General features: G+C 71.6%; 10 protein-coding genes. 6 read left to right on the forward strand and 4 right to left on the reverse strand.

Features of this window, described 5'->3' with window-relative positions; all coding sequences use genetic code 11:
- Positions 1-10: 10 nt before the first annotated feature.
- The 3 genes from BLU27_RS21895 to BLU27_RS21905 all read left to right on the forward strand — a co-directional run bounded on the left by BLU27_RS21895 (position 11) and on the right by BLU27_RS21905 (position 3,834).
- Positions 11-691, forward strand: coding sequence for a response regulator transcription factor (locus BLU27_RS21895; RefSeq protein WP_092655562.1), 681 nt, complete (start codon positions 11-13; stop codon positions 689-691).
- On the forward strand, positions 688-2,211 hold the full coding sequence (locus BLU27_RS21900; RefSeq protein WP_092655563.1) for a HAMP domain-containing sensor histidine kinase: 1,524 nt from the start codon (positions 688-690) through the stop codon (positions 2,209-2,211). The genes BLU27_RS21895 and BLU27_RS21900 overlap by 4 nt, the downstream gene beginning before the upstream one ends.
- Before the next feature lie 69 nt (positions 2,212-2,280).
- Positions 2,281-3,834, forward strand: a complete 1,554-nt coding sequence (locus BLU27_RS21905; RefSeq protein ID WP_092655564.1) for a trypsin-like peptidase domain-containing protein — start codon at positions 2,281-2,283, stop codon at positions 3,832-3,834.
- A gap of 42 nt (positions 3,835-3,876) precedes the next feature.
- Here BLU27_RS21905 and BLU27_RS21910 read toward each other — a convergent pair whose 3' ends face one another.
- Positions 3,877-5,082, reverse strand: a complete 1,206-nt coding sequence (locus BLU27_RS21910) for a quinone-dependent dihydroorotate dehydrogenase (protein ID WP_092655565.1) — start codon at positions 5,080-5,082, stop codon at positions 3,877-3,879.
- Positions 5,083-5,166: 84 nt separating this feature from the next.
- Between BLU27_RS21910 and BLU27_RS21915 the strand changes: the two genes are divergently transcribed.
- The 3 genes from BLU27_RS21915 to BLU27_RS21925 all read left to right on the forward strand — a co-directional run bounded on the left by BLU27_RS21915 (position 5,167) and on the right by BLU27_RS21925 (position 9,358).
- Complete coding sequence (locus BLU27_RS21915) at positions 5,167-6,726, forward strand: ATP-dependent DNA ligase (RefSeq protein ID WP_092655566.1); 1,560 nt, start codon at positions 5,167-5,169, stop codon at positions 6,724-6,726.
- Positions 6,727-6,883: 157 nt separating this feature from the next.
- The gene (locus BLU27_RS21920) at positions 6,884-7,840 is read left to right on the forward strand and encodes a sigma-70 family RNA polymerase sigma factor (protein WP_092655567.1); all 957 of its coding nucleotides are present in this window, start codon (positions 6,884-6,886) and stop codon (positions 7,838-7,840) included.
- Positions 7,841-8,170: 330 nt separating this feature from the next.
- Entirely contained in the window at positions 8,171-9,358 is a 1,188-nt protein-coding gene (locus BLU27_RS21925) for a carbohydrate kinase family protein (RefSeq protein ID WP_092655568.1), read from the forward strand.
- A gap of 103 nt (positions 9,359-9,461) precedes the next feature.
- On the opposite strand, the gene BLU27_RS21930 is transcribed toward BLU27_RS21925, so the two are convergent.
- The 3 genes from BLU27_RS21930 to mgrA all read right to left on the reverse strand — a co-directional run bounded on the left by BLU27_RS21930 (position 9,462) and on the right by mgrA (position 11,572).
- Positions 9,462-9,938 carry a lamin tail domain-containing protein gene (locus BLU27_RS21930; RefSeq protein ID WP_092655569.1) on the reverse strand — a complete coding sequence of 159 codons (477 nt, stop codon included), beginning with the start codon at positions 9,936-9,938 and terminating at the stop codon, positions 9,462-9,464.
- Between the two features lie 347 nt (positions 9,939-10,285).
- Positions 10,286-10,441, reverse strand: coding sequence for a hypothetical protein (locus tag BLU27_RS29640; protein WP_172805009.1), 156 nt, complete (start codon positions 10,439-10,441; stop codon positions 10,286-10,288).
- A 96-nt stretch (positions 10,442-10,537) separates the two neighbouring features.
- The gene (gene mgrA / locus BLU27_RS21935; RefSeq protein WP_092655570.1) at positions 10,538-11,572 is read right to left on the reverse strand and encodes an L-glyceraldehyde 3-phosphate reductase; all 1,035 of its coding nucleotides are present in this window, start codon (positions 11,570-11,572) and stop codon (positions 10,538-10,540) included.
- Between the last annotated feature and the right edge of the window lie 126 nt (positions 11,573-11,698).

The raw sequence follows: 11,698 nt of genomic DNA on the forward strand, positions 1-11,698 counted from the left end.
GACTGATCTCGTGCGAATTCTCGTGGTGGACGACGACCAGGGCGTCCGTGACTCCCTGCGGCGCTCGCTGGTCTTCAACGGCTACGACGTCGACCTGGCCGAGAACGGCGAGCAGGCACTCCGCCGGGTCGCTGCGTCCAGCCCCGATGCGGTCGTGCTGGACGTGATGATGCCCCGCCTGGACGGGATCGCCACCTGCCGCGCGCTTCGCGCCACCGGCAACGACGTGCCCGTTCTCGTCCTCACCGCGAGGGACGCCGTCGCCGACCGGGTGGCCGGCCTCGACGCCGGCGCCGACGACTACCTCAGCAAGCCGTTCGCGCTGGAGGAACTGCTGGCCCGGCTGCGGGCGCTGATGCGCCGCTCCGCCCCGGGCGCGGACAGTTCGGTGCTGTCGTACGCCGATCTCACCCTCGACCCGGCGACGCGGGAAGTCCGCCGCGGCGACCGGCAGATCAGCCTGACCCGCACGGAGTTCTCCCTGCTCGAACTCTTCCTGCGCCATCCCCGGCAGGTGCTGGAGCGGTCCCAGATCCTCGAGGAGGTCTGGGGATTCGACTTCCCCACCTCCGCCAACTCCCTCGAGGTCTACGTCGGGTATCTCCGCCGCAAGACCGAGGCCGGTGATGAGCCCCGGCTGCTGCACACCGTGCGTGGCGTGGGCTACGTACTCCGCGACACCCCACCATGAGCCGGAACGACCAGAGAACCCCCTCGGCCACCGGTGGAGGCGCTACCCACGAGGGAGCCGGCGCACGGACGACGACCCAGAGCCGCCTGCGCTCGGTCAGCCTGCGCAACCGGGTAGGACTGCTGGCTGCGTTCGGGGTGGGGATCATCGTGGTCCTCGTCTCGCTCGCGGCGTACATCACCGTCCGGGTGTCCCTGCTCGACCAGGTGGACGCCAACCTGCTCGACCGCGCCCGCGCCGCCGCGGCCGGTCCGCTGGCCGACCAGGGCGTGCTCGCCCGGGTGCCGTCGGAGGCCCTCGGCGCGGCCGACGTCCGGATCGCGCTGCTCAACGCGAACGACAGGTACATCTCCGCGAACGACCACGCGGGCAACCCGATCGCTCCGCCGCTCGGCGCGGCGGAGCGGGAGGTGGCGAGGGGCGAGGTACCGGAGAGCGTGCGCACCGCGGCGATGGGCGGTGTGAGCTACCGCGTGGTGGCGGTGCCGGCCGGACGCGAGACGGGCTGGGCGCTCGTTCTCGGCCAGTCACGCGCGGGCACCGAGGACCTCCTGTCCCGGCTGGGCTTCGTCCTGTTCCTGGTCGGTGCGGGCGGGGTCGCGGTCGCGGCGTACGCCGGTGTCGCCGTCGCCCGGACCGGTCTGCGCCCGGTGGAGCGGCTCACCGCCGGAGCCGAGCACGTCGCCCGTACCGGTGAGCTGCGCCCCATCCCGGTACAGGGCGACGACGAGCTCGCCCGGCTGGCGCACGCCTTCAACTCGATGCTGTCCGCGCTGGCCGCGGCCCGCGCCCGCGAGCGCCGGCTGATCGCCGACGCCGGCCACGAGTTGCGTACGCCACTCACCAGCCTGCGGACCAACCTCGACCTGCTCGCCCAGAGCGAGGCCCGGCCCGGCCTGTCGCGCGAGGATCGGGTCGCACTGCTGGCCGACGTACGCGCCCAGATGGCCGAACTCTCCGTTCTGGTGGGCGACCTGGTCGAGCTGTCCCGCGAGGACCCGCCCGCCACCGCGCACGCGCCCGTCGAACTCGCGGACGTCGTGGCCACCGCCGCCGAGCGGGTACGCCGCCGAGCCCCCGCCGTGTGTTTCGACGTCGAGACGCAGCCCTGGACGGTGTTCGGTGATTCCCAGGCTCTCGAGCGGGCGGTGACCAACCTGCTCGACAACGCCGCGAAGTGGAGCCCGCCCAACGCCACCGTGACGGTGCGCCTCCGCGGCGGAGTCCTCACCGTGGCCGACGAGGGTCCCGGAATCGCCGAAGTCGACGCGCCCCACGTGTTCGAGCGGTTCTACCGGTCCACCGAGGCGCGGACGATGCCGGGATCGGGTCTCGGCCTGGCGATCGTCAAGCAGGCCGCCGACCGGCACGGGGGTACGGTCAGTGTCGGGCGCAGCCGGCACGGTGGGACGCTGATGACTCTCGTCCTGCCCGGGATGAACGCCCCGGCGCAAGCCCCACCGGTTCGCCCGAGCCCGCAGCCCCCGCCCCCCGCCGACGAGCCGCGCCGGAACCGCTGACCTGATTTCTTCGCCCGCTCACGGGGGGCTCTCAGTCCGCTCTCAGCTACCGGGACAAATCTAGTAACCATGAACGAGACGACACCTACGCCGGGTCAGCCGGACCGAACCGACGGGACGGCTCCCGCTTCTTCCGCGCAAGAGCCGGCTGCCGCGCGCCCGGACGGCCAGCCGGTCTCGTCCACGGGTGGGCGCGAGGACACCACTCCCCTGCCCCCGCCGCACGCCGGCACCCCGACCCAAGGCGGCGGCTCGCCGTACGGAGAGTCGTTCGCCGGCCACACCGCGTACGGCCCGAACCCATACGGCCAGGCGTACGCCTCCTCACCCCAGCCCGGCTCCTACGCCGGTTCTTACTCCGGCGGTCACGGCGAGCCGCCCACTCACCACGGCCGGTCGCCCGGAACCAGCTCGGGCCGTCCGCGCCGGCGCTCCGCCGCCGGGGTCGCCGCCCTCGCCCTCGTCGCCGGACTGGTCGGTGGCGGAGTCGGCGCGGCCGCGACCGACTACCTCGGCCATGACCAGACCAGCAGCTCTTCGACCGCTCTGGACGAGCAGGCCCCGCGGTCGCAGAACGCCGCCTCGGCCCCGGTGGGGAGTGTGCAGCAGGTGGCCAACAAGGTCCTGCCGAGCGTGGTGTCGATCACGATCTCGACCTCCCAGGGCACCGGTAACGGCAGCGGCATCGTCCTGAGCGGCGACGGCCTGATCCTCACCAACAACCACGTCGCCGCCGCGGGTAGCCAGGGCGGCCAGCTCAGCGTGACGTTCAACGACGGGAAGACCGTGAAGGCGTCCGTCGTCGGCACCGACCCGACCACCGACCTGGCCGTGATCCGGGCCGACCGCAAGTCGGGCCTGCACCCTGCCCAGCTCGGCAGGTCCTCCGACCTGAACGTGGGCCAGAACGTCGTGGCGATCGGGTCTCCCCTCGGCCTGTCGGGCACCGTGACCTCGGGCATCGTCAGCGCGCTGAACCGCCCCGTGCGAAGCAGCGACTCCGGCAGCGACCAGTCGAGCTCCAACACGGTCATCGACGCGATCCAGACCGACGCGGCGATCAACCCCGGCAACTCCGGTGGCGCGCTGGTCAACATGGCCGGCCAGGTCGTGGGGATCAACAGCGCGATCGCGACGCTCGGCAGCTCCATGGGCGGGCAGAGCGGCAACATCGGCGTGGGCTTCGCCATCCCGATCGACGAGGCCAGGCCGATCGCGAAGGAACTCATCGCCAACGGCCGCGCCGAACACGCTCAGCTCGGCGTCTCGGTCACCGCCGCCTCCGGGAGCAACGGCGTGAGCAGCGGCGCCTCCCTGCAGGCGGTCAACGCGGGCGGCGCGGCCAGCACCGCGGGCCTGCGCAAGGGCGACGTCATCACCAAGGTGGACCAGCGCCAGATCACCGACCCGGACAGCCTGATCGCGGCGGTTCGTTCCTACCGGCCCGGCGACAAGGTGACGGTGACCTACGTCCGGGGCGGCAGGTCACACACCGCCGATGTGACGTTGGGAACCGACGGCGGCAAGACCCAGCAGCCGCAGCAGAACCAGCAACAGGACCAGAACAACCAGAACCCGAACGACGGACAGGGCAACGATCTGCCCTTCCCCTGGTCCCGCTGAGCCCCCGGGGCCGCCGCCTCGAACCCCCGGCGGCGGTCCTGGTCACTCCCTTCCGGAGCGACTCAGCGGTGTGCCCCCGGGCCCGGGACGGCCGGACGTGCCTACGGCTTCGGCGACGGAGCCGTAGCCGGCTGCCCGGGCTCGCCGGGCTATCCCCCGGTGGACCTTCCGCGGCCAGGCCGGCCCGCCGTAGATGAAACCGGTGTACGCCTGCACCAGCGTCGCGCCCGCACGGATGCGTTCCCACGCGTCGTCGGCGTTCTCGATGCCACCCGCCGCCACCAGCACCAGCCGGTCGCCCACCCGCGCGTGCAGGCGACGGATCACCTCCAGGGCGCGCGCCTTCAGCGGCGCGCCGGACAGCCCGCCCGCTCCCAGCTCGGCGACCTCCCCCGCGTCGGTGCGCAGGCCGTCCCGGCCGATGGTGGTGTTGGTGGCAATGATGCCGTCCAGTCCGAGGTCGAGCGCCAGGTCGGCCACCGCGTCCACGTCGGCGTCGCTCAGATCGGGCGCGATCTTCACCAGCAGCGGGACCCGCCTGGCCGTCGGCGGCCTGGCGTGATCGGCACGATCGCGGTGGTCGACCCGCTCGGTCCGGGCCGGCTCGTCCAGGGTCTGGCGTACGGCGGCGAGCAGGGGACGCAGCCGCTCCACCGCCTGCAGATCGCGTAGGCCGGGGGTGTTGGGGGAGCTGACGTTGACCACCAGGTAGTCGGCGTACGGCGCCAGCCGCCGGGCGCTGGCGACGTAGTCGCCGACGGCCCCGGCCTCGGGGACGACCTTCGTCTTGCCGATGTTGACCCCGACGTACGCCGTCCGGCCGCGGGCCTGGCCGCCTTCCACCCGCCGGCGCAGCCGGTCCGCCGCGGCCGCCGCTCCGTGGTTGTTGAAGCCCATCCGGTTCACCAGGGCCCGGTCGGCCGGCAGCCGGAACATCCGCGGGCGCGGGTTGCCGGGCTGGGCCTGGGCGGTGATCGTGCCGACCTCGACGTACGCGAAACCCAGAGCGGTCAGCCCGTCGACGCCCTCCGCGTCCTTGTCGAACCCCGCAGCGAGGCCCAGCGGCCCCGGCAGGTCCATCCCGAGCGCCCGGACCCGCAGCACCGGGTCCGTCGGCCCGAGCACCCGCCGCATCCCGGCGCCCAGTCCGGGCACGGCACCGGCGAACCGGATGGCCGCGAACGCCAGCCGGTGAGCGGTCTCGGCCGGGATGTGCTGGAGCACCCTTCTGTACAGGAGTTCGTACATGCTTGTCCCGGCGTCTCCGTCCCGGCTCGTGGTCGATGGCAGGCGGTCGTGCGGTGTGTCGGTGGTCGCCGCCAGAATGCTTTCATGCTCCTCGACGACCTCGCGCAGGCCTCCGCGGCGGTCTCCGGCACGTCCTCGCGGCTGGAGAAGGTCCGCCGGATCGCCGACTGCCTGCGGGCAGCCGATCCCGACGAGGTGCCGTTGGTGGTGTCCTATCTCGCCGGTGAGCTCCGCCAGCGCCGCACCGGCGTGGGCTACGCCGCCCTGCGCGACCTGCCCCCTCCGGCCGACCAGCCGACGCTCGGCGTGAGCGAGGTCGACGCCGCGTTCGCCGAGATCTCGCAGGTGGCGGGGAGCGGATCACAGCAGCGCCGGCGCGACCTGCTCACCGCCTTGTGGGCGCGGGCGACCAGCGCCGAGCAACGCCTGCTCGCCGGCCTGGTGACCGGTGAGCTCCGGCAGGGTGCGCTCGACGGCGTGATGGTCGACGCGGTGATCCGGGCGAGTGAGCTGCCCGCGGCGCAGGTCCGCCGGGCGATCATGGTCGCCGGTGCCATCGCCCCGGTGGCCCGGGCGGCTGTCGCCGGTGGTGGTGACGTCGCGGTGCTCGACGCGTTCCGACTGGAGGTGGGTCGGCCGCTGCGCCCGATGCTCGCCTCCTCCGCGCCCGGCGTGGCCGAGGCGCTTGACAAGCTGGCCGGCCCGGCGGCACTGGAGTGGAAGCTCGACGGCATCCGTGTCCAGGTGCACCGGGCCGGAGAGGTCGTACGCATCTTCACCCGCACCCTGGACGACGTGACCGACCGGCTGCCGGAGGTCGTCGCCACGGTGCGCGCCCTGCCGGCCACGTCGCTCGTCCTCGACGGCGAGGTGCTCGCGCTGGACGAGGCCCGGCGGCCCCTGCCGTTCCAGGTCACCTCCAGCCGGGTCGGATCGCGCACCGACACCGCCCAGTCGCGGGCCACGGTGCCGCTGAGTGCGTTCTTCTTCGACGTCCTCCACCACGACGGCACCGACCTGCTCACGGCCTCGGGTGCGGAGCGCTGGTCGGTGCTGGAAAGCGTCCTTCCGGACGAGCTGGTCGTGCCGCGCATGGTCACCGCCGACGCGGTCGAGGCGGGTGAGTTCTTCGCCGATGCCGTACGCCGCGGCCACGAGGGCGTCGTGGTCAAGTCGCTGAGCGCTCCCTACGACGCGGGCCGACGGGGGTCGGCGTGGATCAAGGTCAAGCCGAGGCACACCCTCGACCTGGTGGTGCTTGCCGTCGAGTGGGGGCACGGCCGGCGCACCGGCCTCCTCTCCAACCTCCACCTCGGCGCCCGTGATCCGGAGACCGGCGGGTTCGTGATGCTGGGCAAGACGTTCAAGGGCCTCACCGACGAGTTGTTGCGGTGGCAGACCAAGCGGCTGCTGGAGCTGGAGACGCATCGTGACCGCTGGACGGTGCACGTGCGGCCGGAGCTGGTGGTGGAGGTCGCCTTCGACGGCATCCAGCGCTCGTCCCGCTATCCGGGAGGGATGGCGTTGCGATTTGCCCGGGTGCTGCGCTACCGCGAGGACAAGCCCGCCGCCGAGGCCGACACCGTGCAGACGGTACGCGACCTACACACCGGATCCGTCACGAACGACGCGGAAACCCAGTGACCGGGACGAAGTCGGCGGCGGCTTAGCGATGAACACTCCCCGTGTCGGGAATTCGTCCGACCGTCCGGGACGTTGACCTGGGTGAGCGAGATCTCGGGCGTCTCACGGGCCTGCCACCGGGTCCGCGTCCCGAGCCGGGAGGGAAGTCATCTTGCCAGTGCGCCGCCGCCACGCCGAAGACCTCGTCGAAGACCGCGACCTCGTTGGCCGCTACCTCGACGAGATCTCGCGAACGCCGCTGCTCGACGCGGCGCAGGAAGTCGAGCTCGCGAAGGCCATCGAGGCCGGTCAGCTTGCCGAGCAACTCCTCGACGGGAGCCGCACCGGAATTCCGGCGCAGAGGTCGGCCGGTGCGACCGTGGACGAGTTGACCTGGATCAGCGACGAAGGCCGCCGGGCCAAGCGCCATTTCCTCGAGGCCAACCTTCGACTCGTCGTCTCCATCGCGCGCCGTTACGGACGATCCGGGCTGCCGCTGCTCGACCTGGTGCAGGAGGGCAACACCGGCCTGATCCGTGCGATCGAGAAGTTCGACTACACGAAGGGTTACAAGTTCTCGACCTACGCCACGTGGTGGATCCGCCAGGCCATCACGCGAGGAATCGCCCAGCAGGCGCGGGTCGTCCGGCTTCCGGTGCATGTGGTCGAGGACCTGAACGCACTCGGCGCGGCCCGCCGCGCGCTGGAGCGCGAGCTCGGGCGCGACCCCGAGACCGCCGAGCTCGCCGCCCAGCTCGGTGTCGGGGAGCACCGGGTGGAGGAACTCGTCAGCTGGGGACGCGACCACGTGTCCCTGGATGTCACCGTCGACGACGACGGCGAGACCTCACTCGGCGACCTGGTCGCCCGTGACGTCATGCCGGGCCCGGACGAGACGGTGGTCGCCGCCGAGTCGAGCTCGCGGCTCGCCGCGCTGATCGAGACTCTCGACAGCCGGTCCGCGGAGATCGTCCGGTTGCGGTACGGCCTCGACGACGGCCGCCCGTGGAAGCTCGCGGAGATCGCCGACCGGTTCGGGCTGTCCCGCGAGCGGGTTCGCCAGCTCGAGCGCGACGCCTTGCACCGCCTCCGCAAGATCGCCGAGCCCGACCTGGTGGGGCCCAACGCGGCCTGACACCTGCATAGGCGGTTTGGTGGGGCTCGCGCCGAGGCTGCCGGGCCCGAAGATGTCCGTGCCCCGGACGACATGGTCGTCCGGGGCACGACCATGTCCACCCAACCATCCCCCCGGCCGGAGCCGTGGCCGCGCCGCCGACCGGCACCGGGAGCCGCTGCGGATCCGAGGGCTCACGCCCGGCCGCCGGAACATTGTCCTGACATCCGTACGACTGACCGCCCCCGGACAGCAGGCACTGCTCGCTCGCGCGCTACCGTAAGTCCCCACATCTGTTTGCCCGGACGGAACGCCCGGACAAGAACGCCCGGAGAAGACGAGGGAGAACCCATGGACACGGCGGAAGGCAGGCCGGGTCCGGACGCGGCCACCCACCCCACCGGCCCCAACGACCCGACCATCCCGTGGGAGCTGGGCCGGGTCGTCGGCCGTGGGCCCGCCCACGACCCGCTGGCCGCCGTACGCCGCCCCGACGACCCGCCGTTCGACGTCTTCCTGTCCGGCACGGTGTTCCTCGACATCATCTTCACCGGCCTGGCCGGCCCGCCCACCAGCGGAACCGAGATCTACACCGACGGAATGGGCTGCTCCCCCGGTGGCGTCGCCAACCTCGCGATCGCGCTGTCCCGGCTCGGGCTGCGTACCTCCCTCGCCGCGGCGTTCGGGCACGACGTGTACGGCGCATTCTGCCGGCGCACCCTCGAGCAGCAGGAGGACGTCGACCTCACGGCCTCGCGGGAGTTCCCCCACTGGCACTCGCCGGTCACGGTGTCCCTCGCCTACCAGGCCGATCGCAGCCTGATCACGCACGCGCACGAGCCGCCGCTGTCCGCCGACGAGATGATCGCCACCAGCGGGCTGCCGCGCAGCCGCGCCTGTTTCGTCGACCTCGCCCCGGAGATGGAGGACTGGACCCGCAAGGCTGCGGCCGAGGGAACCCGGGTGTTCGCCGACACCGGCTGGGACCCCACCGAGCAGTGGTCGCAGGAGCTGCTGGAACGCCTCAGCTCCTGCTACGCGTTCATGCCCAACACGCCGGAGGCGCTCGCCTACACCCGCACCGACACACCCGAGGCCGCCCTCGCCAAGCTCGGCGACCTGGTCCCGGTGGCGGTCGTGACCCGCGGCAGCAAGGGCGCGCTGGCCGTCGACAACGAGACCGGGGAACACGCCGACGTGCCCGCGCTTCCGGTGGAGGCCATGGACGCGACCGGTGCCGGCGACGTCTTCGCGGCGGGGTTCGTCACCTCCACGCTGGCCGGCTGGCCGTTGCTGCACCGGCTGCGGTTCGCCAACCTGTGTGCCGCCCTGTCCGTACAGCACTTCGGTGGCTCGCTGTCGGCGCCGGGCTGGGCCGACATCGCCGGCTGGTGGCAGGTGGCCAAGCGGGTGCCGGGTCTCGGTGACGTCGCCAAGGACTACGCGTTCCTCGACGAGGTGGTGCCGCACGACCCGGTCGGCGCGGTGCGCCGGGCCAGCGCGACGATCGGTTTCCAGACCGACGGAGTCGAGCCGTAGGCCGAACCCCACCGCCGTAGGCCGAACCCCAAGGCCTTGGGCCGAGCCGGAATACGAGTGCCCGCCGGGCGGTGGACCGGCGGGCAGACGTTCGTGACCGGCCTCAGCAGTTGGTCGCGCCGCTGCCGCCCCCGCCCCAGCGGCAGGTGTCCTGGGTCGCGCCCGAGTTCGAACGCAACGTGGCCGTGTCGCCGGTGTTGTTCCAGATGTAGGCACGCGAACCCCAGTAGCGGTGGCTCGCGGTGTCGGTACCCCGCCCGGTGTGCAGGGTGACCGAGCTGCCTCGCTGCAGCGTGAAGCTGCCGAAGGTGTACACGTGGCGCTGCGCGTCGCGCACCGTCCACCCCCGCAGGTTGACCGAGGTCGTGCCGATGTTGCGGACCACGACGTACTCGGCGTTCAGGCTCTTGTTGCTTCGGTCGTCGGTGCCCGGTGAGTCGTACTGGATCCGACCGAACCGAATGACGGTGCCCGCCTCCGCGCTGCCCACGAACGGCCCTGGCGCGCTCAGCACCGCCACGCCCGTCATCGCCACACTCAGCGCCGCCGCGCAGGCGGCCACGGTCGACCGAAGTCGCATTGGATCGTCCCCCCATTGGACATGCCGGCGCCTCGCGCCGGTGAGAAGTACCCACGAAGCTCGTACGGAAGAGACCGCGGGATCGCGTCGAACCGACCTGTGCCGGTTCGAACCACATCCTGGGGCGGCGACGACAAAGGAACGTCAACTCCGGCCTGCGGACCGATTCGGGTGGCGGCGAACCTGTCGTGTGGCCGTCGGATCGTGGGGGACGGTGAACGCGACGACGCGGTGGTGACGACCACCAAGTCGTCACCACCGCGTCCGTACGCCGCGTGGAGTGCCGCCCGTGACGGCGGCCACCTCCTACCGCGGCAGCTGAGCCTTCAGTCGTTCTTAAACTCACGTCAGCCGGCGGAGTTGCGCTTGACCCACCCCCACGCAGCCGTGGCGAGGAACAGCACAAGCGCGACGAAGCCCAACCACAGCAGGCCCTTGACCAGGAAGCCGAGGATGCTGAGTACCAGCCAGACGATCGCGATGATCAGCAGGATCCGAAGCATGGTCACCTCCTGCGGCACACCCTACGCCCGGCAGCGGGCCCGAGCGCCGCGGCGACATCCCTGAGCCGACCCCCATTCCTCCCTGAGAAGGACCGGTCAGGAGGTCTCGATCCGGCTGGACCTCGCCCACAGGTTGATCCCCGCCTCCACCGCGTGCTGGTCGATCTCGTCCAGCTCGGCTTCGGTGAAGTCGAGCCGGTTCAGCGCGGCCACGTTGTCCTCGAGCTGACCGATACTGCTCGCGCCGACGAGGACCGACGTCATCCGCGGATCGCGCAGCGCCCAGGCCAACGCCATCTGGGCCAGGGACTGGCCCCGGCGCTGCGCGATCGCGTTTAGGGCGCGGATGTGGCCGAGGTTCTTCTCCGACAGCTGGTCCGGCGACAGCGACTTGCCCAGCGAGGCCCGTGAGCCCTCCGGGATGCCGTTGAGGTACTTGTCGGTGAGCATCCCCTGCGCCAGCGGAGAGAACGCGATGCAGCCCGACCCCGTCTCCTCCAGTGCGTCCAGCAGCGCCTCCTCGATCCAGCGGTTGAGCATGCTGTACGACGGCTGGTGGATGAGCAGCGGCGTGCCGAGGTCCTTGAGGATTGCCGCCGCCCGGCGGGTGTCCTCCGGAGAGTACGACGAGATCCCGGCGTACAGCGCCTTGCCCTGGCGCACCGCGGTGTCCAGCGCGCCCATCGTCTCCTCCAGCGGAGTGTCCGGGTCGAACCGGTGGGAGTAGAAGACGTCGACGTAGTCCAGGCCCATCCGCGAAAGGCTCTGGTCGAGGCTGGCGAGGAGGTACTTGCGTGATCCCCACTCGCCGTACGGGCCCGGCCACATGAGGTAGCCCGCCTTGGTGGAGATGACGAGTTCGTCGCGATAGGGCGTGAAGTCCTGGGCGAACAGCTTGCCGAAGTTGAGTTCGGCCGACCCCGCAGGCGGGCCGTAGTTGTTGGCCAGGTCGAAGTGGTTGATCCCGAGGTCGAAAGCCCGCCTGAGGATGCCCCGCTGCCGTTCCAGCGGCACGTCGTCACCGAAGTTGTGCCACAGGCCAAGTGAGACGGCGGGCAGGTGCAGGCCGCTGGCCCCGGAGCGGCGGTATTGCATCGTGTCGTAACGGTCGTCGGCAGCGTTGTATCCCATGTCTGCGGAGTCTTCCACGCCCGCCTGACGGGCCGACGGCGAGCTACCGATGGTGGTCACCGCACCTCCTATGCTGGGGGCGACCCTGACCCACCCGGTACGAACCATCACGATCCAGCACGACCA

Source organism: Actinopolymorpha singaporensis (genome assembly GCF_900104745.1).
GTDB classification, from domain to species: Bacteria; Actinomycetota; Actinomycetes; order Propionibacteriales; family Actinopolymorphaceae; genus Actinopolymorpha; species Actinopolymorpha singaporensis.